Source organism: Bacillus sp. JST-5 (assembly GCF_057747715.1).
The window spans coordinates 14,050-29,465 of record NZ_JBYLHW010000006.1; the positions used below are offsets into that span (position 1 = coordinate 14,050).

General features: G+C 38.8%; 13 protein-coding genes. 5 read left to right on the plus strand and 8 right to left on the minus strand.

All coding sequences use genetic code 11. The annotated features are described in order from the left end of the window. Window positions 1–30: 30 nt before the first annotated feature. The 6 genes from AC3ASS_RS02785 to AC3ASS_RS02810 all read right to left on the minus strand — a co-directional run bounded on the left by AC3ASS_RS02785 (window position 31) and on the right by AC3ASS_RS02810 (window position 6,732). On the minus strand, window positions 31–966 hold the full coding sequence (locus AC3ASS_RS02785; protein ID WP_488281986.1) for an ABC transporter permease: 936 nt from the start codon (window positions 964–966) through the stop codon (window positions 31–33). After that, window positions 935–2,038 carry an ABC transporter permease gene (locus AC3ASS_RS02790; protein ID WP_488281987.1) on the minus strand — a complete coding sequence of 368 codons (1,104 nt, stop codon included), beginning with the start codon at window positions 2,036–2,038 and terminating at the stop codon, window positions 935–937. The genes AC3ASS_RS02785 and AC3ASS_RS02790 overlap by 32 nt, the downstream gene beginning before the upstream one ends. Next, window positions 2,035–3,570 carry an ABC transporter ATP-binding protein gene (locus AC3ASS_RS02795; RefSeq protein ID WP_488281988.1) on the minus strand — a complete coding sequence of 512 codons (1,536 nt, stop codon included), beginning with the start codon at window positions 3,568–3,570 and terminating at the stop codon, window positions 2,035–2,037. Before AC3ASS_RS02795 ends, AC3ASS_RS02790 begins: the two co-directional genes overlap by 4 nt. A gap of 89 nt (window positions 3,571–3,659) precedes the next feature. After that, complete coding sequence (locus tag AC3ASS_RS02800; RefSeq protein WP_488281989.1) at window positions 3,660–4,715, minus strand: BMP family lipoprotein; 1,056 nt, start codon at window positions 4,713–4,715, stop codon at window positions 3,660–3,662. Window positions 4,716–4,799: 84 nt separating this feature from the next. Continuing rightward, on the minus strand, window positions 4,800–5,741 hold the full coding sequence (gene rbsK, locus AC3ASS_RS02805; protein WP_488281990.1) for a ribokinase: 942 nt from the start codon (window positions 5,739–5,741) through the stop codon (window positions 4,800–4,802). Then, complete coding sequence (locus AC3ASS_RS02810) at window positions 5,734–6,732, minus strand: LacI family DNA-binding transcriptional regulator (protein WP_488281991.1); 999 nt, start codon at window positions 6,730–6,732, stop codon at window positions 5,734–5,736. The genes rbsK and AC3ASS_RS02810 overlap by 8 nt, the downstream gene beginning before the upstream one ends. Before the next feature lie 523 nt (window positions 6,733–7,255). Here AC3ASS_RS02810 and AC3ASS_RS02815 point away from each other — a divergent pair. The 5 genes from AC3ASS_RS02815 to AC3ASS_RS02835 all read left to right on the plus strand — a co-directional run bounded on the left by AC3ASS_RS02815 (window position 7,256) and on the right by AC3ASS_RS02835 (window position 12,895). Next, window positions 7,256–8,269, plus strand: a complete 1,014-nt coding sequence (locus tag AC3ASS_RS02815; protein WP_488281992.1) for an ABC transporter ATP-binding protein — start codon at window positions 7,256–7,258, stop codon at window positions 8,267–8,269. Then, entirely contained in the window at window positions 8,241–9,206 is a 966-nt protein-coding gene (locus AC3ASS_RS02820; RefSeq protein ID WP_488281993.1) for an ABC transporter ATP-binding protein, read from the plus strand. The genes AC3ASS_RS02815 and AC3ASS_RS02820 overlap by 29 nt, the downstream gene beginning before the upstream one ends. Window positions 9,207–9,272: 66 nt before the next feature. After that, window positions 9,273–10,883, plus strand: coding sequence for an ABC transporter substrate-binding protein (locus AC3ASS_RS02825; protein ID WP_488281994.1), 1,611 nt, complete (start codon window positions 9,273–9,275; stop codon window positions 10,881–10,883). Window positions 10,884–10,958: 75 nt separating this feature from the next. Further along, window positions 10,959–11,963 carry an ABC transporter permease gene (locus AC3ASS_RS02830; RefSeq protein WP_488281995.1) on the plus strand — a complete coding sequence of 335 codons (1,005 nt, stop codon included), beginning with the start codon at window positions 10,959–10,961 and terminating at the stop codon, window positions 11,961–11,963. Window positions 11,964–11,998: 35 nt separating this feature from the next. After that, a complete protein-coding gene (locus AC3ASS_RS02835; RefSeq protein WP_488281996.1) occupies window positions 11,999–12,895 on the plus strand; it encodes an ABC transporter permease in 897 nt (298 codons plus the stop codon). A gap of 569 nt (window positions 12,896–13,464) precedes the next feature. Here the strand turns inward: AC3ASS_RS02835 and AC3ASS_RS02840 are convergent. After that, window positions 13,465–14,220 carry an enoyl-CoA hydratase-related protein gene (locus tag AC3ASS_RS02840; protein ID WP_488281997.1) on the minus strand — a complete coding sequence of 252 codons (756 nt, stop codon included), beginning with the start codon at window positions 14,218–14,220 and terminating at the stop codon, window positions 13,465–13,467. Further along, the gene (locus AC3ASS_RS02845) at window positions 14,221–15,402 is read right to left on the minus strand and encodes a thiolase family protein (RefSeq protein WP_488281998.1); all 1,182 of its coding nucleotides are present in this window, start codon (window positions 15,400–15,402) and stop codon (window positions 14,221–14,223) included. It lies immediately after the preceding gene. Window positions 15,403–15,416 lie beyond the last annotated feature (14 nt).

Consider the following 15,416-nt stretch of genomic DNA (forward strand, 5'->3'; position numbering starts at 1 on the left):
TCCTTTATGGTTGCCCATTCGATCAACTTATTAGTTTCCTAGTTGTAGCGTTTTTCTTTTTTTACCAATCGCATAAATAACTAATGCAATAACGGTAACGACATATGGAATCATTTTTACGAAATGGCTTGGAACCGTAGAGCCCGGTACCGTTTCAACAATAATTGAAATCGCGTTGGCCAAACCAAAGATTAATGAACCAATTAATACCCCAATCGGTTTACGATTTCCAAACATAACAACAGCTAACGCTAAAAATCCGGTTCCAGCTGTCATATCTTTTACGAACATGCTTGTCATTCCCATCGAGAAGTAAGCTCCAGCTAGACCTGCAAACACACCGCTCCAAATTAGAGCTGAATATCTGATTCCTTTAACGGAAATCCCTAATGATTTTGCTGCATCAGGTGCTTCACCGACCGCACGTAAATGACTTCCATACGGAGTACGGTATAAAAGGTAAAAAACAAAGACAACAGCTAGGAAAGATAGCCAAACGAACAAACTATGACCTGCGAACAATTTCCCTAACACTGGGACATCTTTTAAAAACGCTAAATCAATCGTTGGGATTTTATCTAGATTTGTAGGTGAATAGTTTCCTTGCGTTCCATAAATCATTCCCATTAAAAATACAGTAATTCCCGAACCGAAAATGTTGACAACGAAACCTGTAATAATGATGTCAACACCAAGGTTTAAGGAGAAAAAGGCCATTCCTATACTAATTAGGACAGCAGCAACCACTCCAGCAAGAACACCTAACCACCAGCTGTTCGTCGCACTTGCTACCGCAATGGAGGTAAATGCAGATACTAACATTAAACCTTCCAATCCAATGTTAACAACACCCGCTAATTCAGAAATTAATCCGCCAAGTGCAGCTAATAAAATAGGAACGGTCATTCGAAGAATAACGGCAAAGATCGTTAAATTAAGCGTTTGTTCCAGCAGTGCTTCCAGCATCTTTCGCACCTCCCTGCTGTTGTAATGTCATTTTTTTATTATGACGAGTTTTTAAATAATTGAAGATGGCTGTCGCCGATACAAATAAGACAAGCAATACTTGAATGATAATCGCAAGTTCCCTTGGCACATCACTGTTGGCTGACATTAGCTGGGAACCTACTTGTAAATAGGCAAAGAAAAAGGCAGCGAATAAAACTCCTACCGGATGGTTTCTAGCTAATAAGGCAATAATGATTCCATCAAACCCAAGTCCGTCGGAAAAATTATCTTTCAGCGTACCGTGAACACCGATAACTTCCACGATTCCGGCAAGACCAGCTAAAATTCCACCAGCCATAACGCTTTTCACAATAACCCACTTAGCATTGATCCCGCCATATTCTGCGAAGGTACGATTTTGTCCGACTAGGCGCATTTCGTATCCGCCTTTTGTTTTATACAAATATAAATAAACAACGATTACTGCTAAAATAGCGATAATAATTCCTGTGTGGGTTGGCATCCCATCTATGAGTCTACCAAGTTTTCCACTCTCGCCAATATATGGCATACGAGCATAACCACCGCTTGCAGGGTCTTTAAATACATAGTTTAAGAAATATGATACGGTAAAAATTCCTACATAGTTCAACATAAGCGTTGAAACGATTTCATCGACGTTTAAAAATCCTTTTAAAAGTCCCGGTAAAAATCCGAATAATGCTCCACCTAGCATCGCAGTGATGATAATAAGCGGAATATGAACAATTGCAGGGAGTCCTTCGACATATACGGCCACTAATGCACCGAAAAATGCCCCTATGTAGAGCTGTCCTTCTGCTCCCATACTGAATACTCCAGATTTAAAAACAACAGCTACCGCTAAACCAGTGAGTACTAACGGAACCGTTTTATTTAAAATCGTTCCGAAATTGAACAAATTGGAAAATGGTTCGATTAATAGATAGTAAAAAGCATTCACCGGTTCATCGCTGATCATTAGAATAACTAAAAACCCGATTACAATTGCAGCAATAGCGGCAACGACAATACCGAACAATTCCAGTTTAAACTCGGCGCGATTTTTCATCGTTTCATCGCCTCCTCTTGACGCTTCAAACCGAGCATATAGTATCCGATTTCCTCTTCTGTTACTGTTTCATTATTTTCAATGACAGCAACAATTTCTCCGTTATACATAACGCCAATCCGGTCGCTTAAATTCATGACTTCCGTCAGCTCAGCCGAAACGAGGAGTACAGCTACACCTTCATCACGTTTCTTTATAATTTCTTTATGGATAAATTCAATCGCACCGATATCCACTCCGCGCGTTGGTTGGGAGGCAATTAATAGCTTTGGATCTTTTGAAAATTCTCTGGCTACAACAACTTTTTGCATGTTTCCTCCAGATAATGAGGAACCAGGGAATTTAGCGCTTGATGTTCGAATGTCAAATTGTTTCATCATCTGCTGTGCAAATTCTTGTACCTTTTTGTCCTTTATAAATGGACCCGCTGTAAATTCTTTTGAACGATATCGATCCAAAATTAAGTTTTCTTCTATCGATGCAGTTAAACATGCTCCTCTTGTTTGGCGATCTTCTGGAATATGACCTACTTTGGCATCGCGAATTTGTTTGACAGAAAGTTTCGTTAAATCTTCGTTCAAGTAAGTAATGGACCCGCTTTTGATTTTTCTTAAACCGGTAATGGCTTCGATTAATTCTGTTTGTCCATTCCCTTCCACCCCGGCAATTCCAAAAATCTCACCGGCTCTTACTTCCAAAGAAAGTCCCTGAACGGCTGCTTGTCCACGATCGTTATGAACGACTAAATCTTTAATCGAGAGAACCGTTTCCTTCGGTTCAGCTTTTCTTTTATTTACTCGAAGAAGAACGTCACGGCCGACCATAAGGCGTGAAATTTCCTCTTCGTTAGTTTCGCTTGTTTTTAATGTACCGACGGTTGCACCGGCACGTAATACAGTAATTCGATCAGATATTTCCATAATTTCTCGAAGTTTATGTGTAATAAAAATGATGGTAAATCCTTTTTTCACTAGAACTTTTAATGATTGAAATAAATCTCTAGTTTCTTGCGGTGTTAATACGGCAGTTGGTTCGTCTAAAATTAATAATTTTGCGCCTTGATATAAAACTTTTAATATCTCAACTCTTTGTTTTTTTCCAACAGAAATGCTTTCAACTTTTTCATAAGGATCGACTTGCAATCCGTATTCGTCTACTAATTGTTTCGTGATTTCTACTGCTTTCTTTCGATCGCGGAAAATTCCTTTTTTCGGTTCGTTTCCTAATACGATATTTTCTGCAACGGTAAAAGACGGGACAAGCATAAAGTGCTGATGGACCATTCCGATTCCTTTCGAAATAGCATCTTTCGGCCCGTTTAGTTGGATTTTTTCACCTTTATAAAAGATTTCCCCTTTTGTGGGTGCTTCCAGCCCAAATAATACTTTCATTAGGGTTGATTTACCTGCACCGTTTTCTCCGACAAGTGCATGAATTTCGCCTTCACGTACAGTTAAATTCACCCCCTTGTTGGCGGCTGTGCCATTTGGATAAACTTTATGAATATCCCTCATTTCAAGAATATCCGTCATTGGGTAAATCCCTCATTTCCTTTGAATTTAAGGAAGAGAGCTTATACTCTCTTCCTATCGTTAATAGAATGCTAGGATGATTGAAACGATTAGTCTAAGATAGAATCGACTTTAATTTCACCTTTAGATAGTTTTTCTTCAATTTCTTTCATTTTGTCTTTAATAGATTGTGGAACGTGTTCTTCATATAGGTCGTCTTTCGCTAATCCTACCCCATCTTCTGGAATGCCTAATACTTCTGTTTTTCCGTATTCAAGTTCGCCTTTCATGTGCAATTCAAGCGCACGTACTAACGATTTGTCGATATTTTTTAACATTGAAGATAAAACAACACCTGGATATAGAGGGTTTTGGTTACTGTCAACCCCGATGGCATATTTGCCTGCTTCGTTCGCAGCTTCTAATAAACCAAGTCCTGCTCCTCCAGCAACGTTAAAGGAAATATCAACTTTTTGTGAATTGAATTGAGATAAACCAAATTCTTTCGCTTTTGGAGCGTTTTCAAAATCTCCTACATAAGAAGTGACAACTTGAATATCTTTGTCTACATATTCTGCCCCTTGTTTATATCCAGCTAAGAAGTCGTTGATAATTGGAATATCCATTCCTCCAACGAAACCGATTACTTTCTCAGGGTTGGCATTTTCAAGCTCTGTACTTGTTGTGACTAATGCAGCAAATGCTCCTGCTAAGAAAGAACCTTCACTTTGTGAATAAAGCATAGAGTAAATGTTTGGAACACCTTCGATCATTTCATCATAGTAGATGAATTTTTGATCTGGATAACGGTTTGCAATTTCAATCGTGATGTCTTTCATTTGGCTTGTTCCAACGACAATCACATCATATTTTCCACTAGATACTAATTGCTCTAAACCTGCTGGCCAGTCCGCTGTGTTAAATCCACCTTCAACAGTTTTTAAACTAATTCCTAATTCTCTCTCTGCTTCTTCTAATCCGCGTTGTGCAGAGTCAAAGAACCCTTTATCTCCTAATACACCATTAACGAAATAGGCAACATTTAACTTGTCTTTTCCATTATCTCCGCCTTTTTTATCGTCGGATGAATCGGAAGAACCACATGCAGACAATACGAAAATGGATAAGAATATTACAGAAATGAATATACTTAACGATTTCTTCATGAAAATTTCCTCCTATTTTTTCGTCTTTTCGAAGTTAATACATTCCTTCTAAACTTTGGCTAATGTTGGCCAACAATCACCCCCTTAAATGTCGCTTTCTCCATTGGCTTTTTGTTGTAAAAATTGTTCAACTTCTTGTTTTGTCGGCATGGAAGATTGCGCACCTTTTTTCGTTACTGCTAAAGCGGCGACAGTGTTTCCAAAATGTGCGGCGCTCCATATATCTTCTCCATTCACAAGCGCTACACCAACAGCTCCGCTAAATGAATCGCCAGCAGCAGTGGTATCGACTGTTTGCACTTTATGTCCCTCTACATAATAGGTTCGGTTACTATTGACAACTGTTACACCTTTTTCTCCCATTTTTGAAAAAACGGTTTTTACTCCTCTTTCAATTAGTGATACTGCAGCTACTTGAGCAGATTTTGCATCAGTAACTTCTATACCTGTTAGCTGATAAATTTCTGTTTCGTTTGGTGTGATGTAGTCGATCATTTTTAATAATTCATCTGGCAAAGGTTGAGCAGGCGCCGGATCTAATAGGACCGGAACATCATGTATTTTGGCTATGGAAACAGCTTTCATTACGGACTCAAGCGGAATTTCAAGTTGGACGATCAATAACTTTGCGTGTGCGATCATGTCTTCTTTTTCTTCTACAAACTCTGGAGTAACACATTGATTGGCTCCTGGAGAAACGATGATGCTGTTATTGCCATCTTTATCGAGAGTAATAAAAGCTAACCCACTTGAAACATTATTCACTTCCTCTATATGAGTAACGTTGACTCCACCTTTGGCTAAATGATCCTTTAAGGAGTATCCAAAAATATCTGAGCCAACGCAGCCGATCATCGCTACAGATCCACCTAGTAATGAAGCGGCATATGCTTGGTTTCCCCCTTTTCCACCAGGAGACATAAAAAAATCTTTTCCAAAAATCGTTTCTCCCACTTTTGGACGATTGTCAACATGAATAACCATGTCCATATTTAAACTACCGATAACCACAATATCACTATACATTTAGCTCCATCCCTTCAGTTGACTCTCTTAAAATTAGTTTGTGTTCTAACGTAATATTTTTAACTGTCGTATCACCATTGATTTTTTGCACGAGCAGTTCCATTGCCTTAACCCCCATTTGATAAGCGGGTTGTTGAATCGTTGATAACGTAGGGCTGGAAATGCTGGCAAACATAATGTCATCGCAGCCTAGAATGGCTATGTCCTCCGGTATACGTAGTCCTTTTTGTTGAATGGCTTTCATTGCACCTAACGCCACTAGATCATTAGCCGTAAATATGGCGGAAGGAATATGCGATCGCAAGAGCTGCTCGGTCACTAAGAAACCGCTTTCAATAGAGAGTGACCCATATTGAACGTTGATGTTCAATGAATGCTTTTTCATAGCGGCCTTATATCCTTTTTCTCTTTGCCAAATGGATTCAATGGAATCGGATGTACTGATATAGACGATATCTTTATGTCCTTTATGTATTAAATACTCCGTTGCTTCAAAACCAGCGAGAAAATTATCGACGGTTACAGAGTCCATCAACATATCTTTTTTATATCGATCACAAATGACGATTGGAAACTGCATTCGGGAAAGTCGATTACTGATCGGTAACCAATTGGCGGTTACTAATATCATTCCATCAACGGATTGCTGTTGCATTTTCTCGATATATCGCTCTTCTGTTTGAATGTCGTTATCGGAATTGCAAAGAACAACGGTATATCCGTATTGATGGGCAGCATCTTCTACCCCTCTTGCTAAAGCTGGAAAGAAAGGGTTTACAATGTCAGGTATTAATAACCCAATGAGTCCAGTTGTTTTATTGATTAAACTTCTGGCAACTCCACTTGGAACATATTCTAATTGTTTAATAGCTTCTCTTACTCTTTCAATTACTTTTGGACTTACGTTTCCTTTATTATTAATCACTCGAGAAACGGTAGCTTTCGAAACGTTAGCAAGTTTTGCTACGTCCTTAATCGTTGTTTTCATCATGTTCAAATCACCTAATATGTTCACTTTTTTGAAATTTCATGAAACTGTTTCTGTAATTGTGAAACCGGTTTCATAAACAGTAAAAAATATGAAACTTATTTTCTTGTTCTATTATAAATGCTATCTCAACATATTTCTACAAAATTTTTTAGGTCAGTCTCAGTATTCGAAAAATTAGCTCTAGTCCTCGAACATTGGGCATCACTCCAAGAAAAGTTTTGACCATTGCTAGAAAAATAGACACTCTCTCCAAAAATCAGCTATGGTCCTCAAAATATTAGGTGAAGTACTCGAATCATTGGAAGCAGTTCTTCAAAAACTCAGTTCGAACCTCCAAACATTCATCAATGCTCACCAATACCTAGCACTTTCCTCTGAAAAATTTCGGCCCCCTCCAAAAAAATTTTCTCGCGGAATGAAACATACATACCCCCTGCTTGGCATATTTATCAAGTAACCAAAATACAATGTTCCATATAGAATCAATGAATCCTATTTAACAATTAAAGGGGTCAAATTAAACATGGACAAGAAGCCAATTTTATCCGTCGAACATTTAAAAACTTCATTTTTTACCGATGATACCGAAATTCCGGCAGTTGATGATATTTCTTTTCATATCTATCCAGGGGAGATTGTTGGAATTGTTGGGGAATCGGGTTGTGGAAAAAGCGTGACATCCCTATCGATCATGAAACTACTGCCGAACCCTCCTGGAAAAATTGTTTCAGGAAAAATTTTATTAAATGGAGAAGATCTTGTTCATGCTTCAGAGAAACGAATGCGCCAAATTCGTGGAAAAGAGATTGCCATGATTTTCCAAGAACCGATGACATCCTTAAACCCACTATTTACGATCGGCAATCAATTAATGGAAGCCGTCAAAATCCACTATCCATGGCCGAAAAAGAAAATTTATGAACGATGTTTAGAAATGCTAAAACTCGTTGGACTTCCGAGAGTAGAAGAATTAATGAAAAGTTATCCTCATGAACTTTCCGGCGGAATGAGACAAAGAGTCATGATTGCAATGGCCCTGATATGCGACCCTAAAGTGTTAATTGCCGATGAACCGACGACTGCGCTTGACGTTACGATTCAGGCGCAAATTTTACAACTAATGAAAGAATTGAATGAAAAACTTGAAACGGCGATATTGTTCATTACTCATGATCTCGGCGTCGTTTCCCAATTATGCGAACGAGTAATTGTCATGTATGCAGGAAAAATTGTTGAGGAAGGAACGGTAAAAGAAATCTTCGCTAATCCGAAACACCCTTACACGAAAGGCCTTCTCGCTTCCATTCCCGATATTCGCTATAAAAAAGAACGACTTTACTCCATCCCTGGCAACGTTCCGAAACCAGGCTCTGTTCAAAAGGGATGTCGCTTTTATTCTAGATGCGAGGCAAGAGAAAATCGGTGCTTACAAGATGATCCGCCTTATGTGACTATCAATGATTATCATAACGCACGCTGCTGGTTAGCTGTTGAAGGAGGCGAAACGAATGAAAACACCACTATTGCAAGTTCGTAATTTGAAAAAAGAATTTCCGATTAAAGGCGGGCTATTCGGACGAACCGTTCAAACTGTTAAAGCGGTCAACCACATTTCTTTTACTTTACATAAAGGCGAAACATTAGGTCTTGTTGGGGAATCGGGCTGCGGAAAATCAACGACCGGGAAGCTGTTGCTCCGATTAATCGAACCAACTGACGGTGAAGTTTTGTTTGAAAACGAAAATATTTTTACCTTTTCAAAAGAGAAAATGCGAAAAGCAAGACGGGATATGCAAATGGTGTTTCAAGATCCGTTTGCTTCATTAAACCCAAGGCATAGCATAGAAAAAATATTAGAAGAACCTTTAATCGTTCACGGACTTTATTCCAAAAGCGAACGAAAGAAAAAAGTACACGAAATTCTAGAAATCGTTGGCTTGCGAAAAGAGCATGCAAAACGGTATCCTCATCAATTTAGCGGTGGCCAACGACAGCGCATTGGAATCGCTCGAGCATTAATGACGAATCCAAAACTAATCATTGCGGATGAACCAGTTTCCGCCCTTGATGTTTCAATTCAATCTCAAGTTTTAAATCTATTAAAAGATTTACAAGAACAATTTCAATTAACATATATTTTTATCTCGCATGACTTAGGCGTCGTCCGACATATTAGCGACAGGGTAGGCGTCATGTATTTAGGTCATTTAGTAGAATTATCCGACAGCGAAACACTCTATGATAATCCGCTTCATCCATACACCAAAGGGCTTATTTCAGCCGTACCGATTGCTGACCCAACTTATAAACGAGAAACGATCACCATTAAAGGAGATATTCCAAGCCCTTCTAATCCGCCATCCGGTTGTGTCTTCCATACGAGATGTCACGCCTGTATGGAAATATGTAAAAAACAAAAGCCAGAATTAAAAGAATTAGATCAAGGTCATTATGTGGCTTGTCACTTATATTAATAACTTCAAGTTAAACGATAGGCCACTTTAATGATAAATTTACAATTTCAATTAAGGGGGAGAACCATGTTAAAAAAGAAACCATGGATTTTATCTATTATTTCCGTCCTCATCTTATCAATCTTCTTGTCTGCATGTTCAGATGATAAAAAATCAGATGAAAAGTCGGACGAAAATGGAGACGATGAATTAAAAGAATTAGTGTTTGGTAGAGGCGGTGACTCAACATCGCTAGATCCAGCTACTACCACTGAAGGTGAAGCTTTCAAAGTTACTAAGAACATTTTTGAAAACTTAGTAGATTTCGGTGAGCAAGACACTGAAATTCGCGAAGGCCTCGCTACGAAATGGGATGTTTCCGATGATGGACTGACTTACACGTTTACATTACGAGAAGGGGTAAAATTCCATGACGGAACGGACTTTAACGCTGAAGCCGTCGTCTTTAACTTCAATCGTTGGAAAGAAGGAAATAGCGGCAAAACCGGAGACGATATTCCATTCCCTTACTATCAATCTCAATTTGGCGACAATATTGAAGAAGTAAAAGCAACGGGAGAGTATGAAGTTCAATTTAAGTTAAAACGCCCTCAAGCACCGTTCTTGAAAAACTTAGCAATGTCACCATTTGGGATCGCAAGTCCAGAGGCGGTTAAAAAATACGGTGATAAATTTAACGAAAACCCTGTCGGAACAGGTCCATTTAAATTCGTTGAATGGAAACGAAACGACAAAATTGTTATTGAGAAATTTGAAGACTATTGGAACCCTGAATATCCAAAACTAGATCGAATCACATTCTTATCCATCCCTGATAACTCAGCACGACTCAACGCCCTACTTACTGGAGAAGTTGACTTAATTGACGGAGTAAACTACAGCGATGTTTCACAAATTGAAGCAAATTCTGATCTGCAAATCTTCTCAAGACCTTCCATGAACGTAGCCTATGTCGGATTAACATCTACACGCGGTCCATTACAAGATAAAAAAGTTCGTCAAGCTTTAAACCATGCCGTTGATAAACAAGCGATCATAGAAGCGTTTTATGAAGGATACGCCATCCCTGCGAAAAACCCAATGCCTCCAGTGATTGCCGGGTATAACGACGCGATCGAAGATTATCCATTTGATTTGGAAAAAGCGAAACAATTGTTGGCAGAAGCCGGATATCCGGACGGGTTTGAAATCGAATTATGGGCAATGCCTGTTCCTCGTCCATATATGCCAGATGGTCAAAAAGTAGCTGAAGCGATCAAATCAAATTTTGAAAAAATCGGGGTCAAAGCAAAAATTGTTACATTTGAATGGGGTACGTATTTAGAAAAAGTAGCAGCTGGTGAAGCCGATGCGTTTATGCTCGGTTGGACAGGAGATAACGGCGATCCTGATAACTTTTTATATGTCTTATTAGATAAAGACAATATTGGAACAAATAACTATTCATACTACTCCAACGATGAACTTCATGAAATATTAATTCAAGCACAATCAGAGCCAGATGAAAACGTAAGAAATGAGCTGTACAAAAAAGCGCAAGAAATTATTAAAGAAGATGCACCATGGATTCCACTCGTTCATTCCGAACCGTTACTTGCAGGACGTGCCGATATTATTAACTTCAAGCCACATCCAACAGGATCCGACCATTTGCATATGGTTGATTTCAAAAAATAAACGGAAAAGGGAGTTCATCTCCCTTTTCTCCTATTCCTAGATTCTTTCAAAATTTAGTAGAAAGAAGTGGAAGTCATGTACGCCTATATAGTTAGAAGAATTCTCATGTTAATTCCAGTACTTTTAGGTTTAACACTTATTGTCTTTTTCATGATTCGAGCTTTACCTGGGGACCCTGCTCACATTATTTTAGGACAGGCTGCCACCGATGAATCAATTGCTGCCCTAAGAGCTGAGCTAGGATTAGATGAGCCTTGGTATAAACAATATTTCACATACTTAGGCGATCTATTACAAGGGGATTTAGGCAATTCTATTCGTACAAATTCCCCCATTTCTGAACAACTGTGGCCGTATTTGGCAGCAACGATTGAATTATCTGTCGTCGCTATGATCATTGCTGTATTTTTCGGGGTAAACTTCGGGATCATTAGTGCATGGTTCCAAAATTCTTGGTTTGACTATACAGCGATGCTCATTGCGTTAATCGGAGTTTCCATGCCTATTTTTTGGCTTGGGTTGATTGAACAATGGCTGTTTGCCGTCAATTTAGATTGGTTTCCGACGCGAGGACGAGACCCGGCACGGAACCCGGTCGATCCGATCACCCATTTATACATTATTGATACATTGATACAAGGGAATTGGGGTCAATTGAAAGAAGTGCTGAAACATTTAGTCCTCCCTTCTGTTGCCCTTGCCACCATCCCGATGGCAATCATCGCAAGAATCACTCGTTCAAGTATGTTAGAAGTGATGAGAACCGATTATATTCGTACAGCGAAATCGAAAGGGTTAAGCATGTTTTGGGTGGTCTATAAACATTCATTAAGAAACGCCATTATCCCAATCTTAACGGTCATTGGTTTACAGTTTGGATTACTGTTAGGTGGTGCCATTTTAACCGAAACAATTTTTAGCTGGCCAGGTATTGGAAGATTTATCTATGATGCGATTAATTTTAGAGATTATCCGGTGATTCAATCTGGAATTTTAATCATCGCCCTCTTCTTTGTCATGATTAACTTTATTGTCGATCTTTTATATGCAGCGATAGATCCACGCATTCGCTATCGCTAATCAAAAGGACGAACTTTAAAAAGTAGGTGATAGGAATGTCCGAAATGGTTCCGAATACAAATTTAACCATCGAGGAAAATGATGACGTCGTTTCGCCTTGGAAAGAAGCATGGCGAATGTTTAAAAAAAATAAAATGGCTGTTGTCGGGACATGCATTGTATTGTTCTTTATTTTGCTCGCTATCTTTGCGCCACTGATTGCACCCGAAGGAATTGATGATCAGAAACTGACGAATGCAAGATTACAACCTCCTTCTTCTGAATATTGGCTAGGGACGGATGATTTAGGAAGAGATATTTTTTCCCGCATTGTTTACGGGGCTAGAATTTCGTTAGTGGTCGGATTCTTTTCGGTGATAGGTTCGATTATTGTTGGTAGTTTGCTAGGAATTATCGCCGGCTATTATGGGGGGATTGTGGACGGATTAATCTCGAGGTTTTTTGATATATTACTAGCTTTCCCTAGTATTTTACTTGCGATTGGAATTGTTGCAGTATTAGGACCTTCTTTGCAAAATGCGCTTATTGCCATTGCTATTATTAACGTTCCGAATTTCGGTCGTCTTATACGTTCCAAAGTATTAAGTGTGAAAGAAGAAGAATATATTACGGCCGCCAAGTCAATAGGAATGAAAGACTCGCGGATTTTGTTCCATCATATTCTCCCAAACAGCGTCGCACCGATCATTGTACAAGGTACATTAGCTATTGCCACAGCTATTATTGAAGCAGCAGCTCTCGGCTTTTTAGGATTAGGTGCACAGGCTCCTCAACCGGAATGGGGAAAAATGTTAGCAGATGCGAGAAACTATTTAATTACTGCACCTTGGACGATGATTTTCCCGGGCCTAGCTATCATGTTAACAGTTCTAGGATTTAATTTAATGGGCGATGGTCTGCGAGATGCATTAGACCCGAGGATGAAGACGTGAGAATTGTTTTAGGAATCGTTTCGTTTTGGTGTTTGCTAGATGTACTAGCATTTACAATTACATGGAAAAGTTTCAATGAGAATGATTGCTCATTACAGTGAATAACCACTTACAAATAAAATTAACTTAGTTGCAAGATTTTTTGTCGACTTACAAGAAAATGTCTTTAAGTTACAAATAAATTTTCGATAGTTACAAATTTTTCTTTTGCACTTGCAAATACGATGTTTTCTAGTTGCAAAAAATATTAAAAAGTTACAAATACACTTCATATACTTACAAATTTGATAACTAAAGTTGCAAATATCTAACCAATCGGATAGGATTGGCCAAAGCCAATCCTTCCTTTTTTGAGCAAAATCATCTTCGAATAACTGACTTGCAAATATATCGATATGAGTTGCAAGATTATTTGATCACTCGTTTAAGATATTCCCTCTCGAATCATCCACTTGCAAATATATGAATACTTGTTGCAAGTATTTTTGATCACTTATTTATCCTAATCACTCTTGAACAATCAAGTTGGAAGTTTTCCTAGTACTCTAGGCAAATTTTTTATACATTGCCTATTTTCCTTTGGTTAGAAACATTTGTATTCTTCTTTTCTTCTCTTCTGTTTCAAAGCAGGTGCCAAACAGTTCTTTTTCCGTTTCATAACCTAATTGGGATGAGCCAAATATTCCTGCATTTATTGATTGAATGGCAAAGCGTACCGCTTGTTTTCCGTTTTCTGAAATCCTTTTGGCCAATTTCATTCCTTCTTCTAAAAGAGTGTGATCGTCACAAACGATATCAATGATTCCTAATTCAAATGCTTGATGTCCTTTCACTCTTTCTCCAGTTAATATCATTTTTTTCGCTTTAGAAATTCCAATCAATCTTGGGAGACGCTGCGTTCCTCCCGCTCCAGGAATCAAACCGAGAGTTACTTCCGGAAGTCCATAAATACTAGTAACCGTTCCAATGCGAATATGACATGCTAATGCTAATTCTAATCCTCCCCCTAAACAAGCGCCTTCAATTAATGCAATAATTGGCTTTGAAAATTGTTCTATTCGATCCATCAGCTCATGTCCAAGTTTAGATGTTTTTGTCCCTTCTTCTGCTGTATGGATGTTAGCAAACTCTTTTAATTCAGCCCCAGCCATAAAATGCCCATGACTACCCTTTAGTAATATCACAACAACCTCTTCGTTATTTTCCAATATATCTAATGCTTGATGGAGTTCTTCCATCGTTTGAAAACTTAATGTATTCACTGGAGGATTGGTAATCGTGATAATCCCTATCTGTTCCTCAATTTGGACATTTACTTTTTCCATTTAATCTCCAATCCTTTCAATTACAACGGCCGCTCCAAGTCCACCACCAACGCATAACGTGGCTACCCCATATCGACCGTTGATCTGTTCTAATCCGTTTAACAAAGTTACCATTAACCGAACTCCTGTTGTGCCGACTGGATGCCCCAATGCAATCGCCCCACCAAAAGGATTTACTTTTTCAATGTCTAATCGCAACTGTTGAATACAGGCAATCGTTTGGGCAGCAAATGCTTCATTAATTTCAAATAAATCAATATCTTCTATTGTTAAACCTGCCCTCTCCAACGCTTTCGGAACGGCATAAATCGGACCGAGCCCCATAACGGCAGGATCTAATCCAACGGTGGCATAAGATACTATCTTTGCTTTTGCCCTTAATCCTAAAGATTTTGCTTTTTCTCCGCTCATTAAAATAACTCCGGCAGCACCATCATTTATACCACAAGCATTTCCAGCCGTAACGGTACCATCCTTTTTAAAAGCAGGTTTCATTTTCGCTAAATCATCGATTGTCATCGGACGACCTTCTAACTCATCTTGATCAAACACTTTTTTTCCTTTTCGTTCTTGGATAACAACAGGAACAATTTCTTTAGCGAATGTTCCATTTTGCTGAGCTTTTTGTGCTCGTTCGTAGCTTTTTAATGCAAATCGATCTTGCTCTTCTCTCGTTATTTCATATTGTTCAGCAACATTTTCAGCTGTTTCCCCCATCATCATATTTACATACGGATCATGAAGCATCTCCCATACACGATCGATTAACGTTTGATGCCTCCATTTATATCCACTTCTTGCCCCTTTCAACGTGTAAGGGATTTGACTCATGCTTTCTGTTCCTAAAATAATCGAAACATCCGAATCCCCTAAGCGAATGGATTGGGTTCCATTTATGAGAGCCTGCATTCCCGAAGAACAGTTTTGATTCACCATATAGGCGGGAATTTCTTGTTTCCATCCTAATTCTAATGCTGCAATTCGCCCAATATTAGGGGCATCCGAAGGCGCATCTACATTTCCTACGATAATTTCATCGATTTCATCCGATGATAATTTCGTTTCCTCGATTAAATTGGCTAAAACGGTTTTCGCTAAATCTTTCGCTGATACATGTTGAAGCATACCGTTCATTTTTCCTATTGGCGTTCGTTTAGCTTCTACGATCACTACCTCTTTCACTGCTTCACATCCTT

What these genes read in the sequence shown, in the direction of transcription:
- AC3ASS_RS02785 (WP_488281986.1), bottom strand. Translation starts at nt 966, where the DNA reads ATGCTGGAAGCACTGCTGGAACAAACGCTTAATTTAACGATCTTTGCC.
- AC3ASS_RS02790 (WP_488281987.1), bottom strand. Translation starts at nt 2,038, where the DNA reads ATGAAAAATCGCGCCGAGTTTAAACTGGAATTGTTCGGTATTGTCGTT.
- AC3ASS_RS02795 (WP_488281988.1), bottom strand. Translation starts at nt 3,570, where the DNA reads ATGACGGATATTCTTGAAATGAGGGATATTCATAAAGTTTATCCAAAT.
- AC3ASS_RS02800 (WP_488281989.1), bottom strand. Translation starts at nt 4,715, where the DNA reads ATGAAGAAATCGTTAAGTATATTCATTTCTGTAATATTCTTATCCATT.
- rbsK (WP_488281990.1), bottom strand. Translation starts at nt 5,741, where the DNA reads ATGTATAGTGATATTGTGGTTATCGGTAGTTTAAATATGGACATGGTT.
- AC3ASS_RS02810 (WP_488281991.1), bottom strand. Translation starts at nt 6,732, where the DNA reads ATGATGAAAACAACGATTAAGGACGTAGCAAAACTTGCTAACGTTTCG.
- AC3ASS_RS02815 (WP_488281992.1), top strand. Translation starts at nt 7,256, where the DNA reads ATGGACAAGAAGCCAATTTTATCCGTCGAACATTTAAAAACTTCATTT.
- AC3ASS_RS02820 (WP_488281993.1), top strand. Translation starts at nt 8,241, where the DNA reads ATGAAAACACCACTATTGCAAGTTCGTAATTTGAAAAAAGAATTTCCG.
- AC3ASS_RS02825 (WP_488281994.1), top strand. Translation starts at nt 9,273, where the DNA reads ATGTTAAAAAAGAAACCATGGATTTTATCTATTATTTCCGTCCTCATC.
- AC3ASS_RS02830 (WP_488281995.1), top strand. Translation starts at nt 10,959, where the DNA reads ATGTACGCCTATATAGTTAGAAGAATTCTCATGTTAATTCCAGTACTT.
- AC3ASS_RS02835 (WP_488281996.1), top strand. Translation starts at nt 11,999, where the DNA reads ATGTCCGAAATGGTTCCGAATACAAATTTAACCATCGAGGAAAATGAT.
- AC3ASS_RS02840 (WP_488281997.1), bottom strand. Translation starts at nt 14,220, where the DNA reads ATGGAAAAAGTAAATGTCCAAATTGAGGAACAGATAGGGATTATCACG.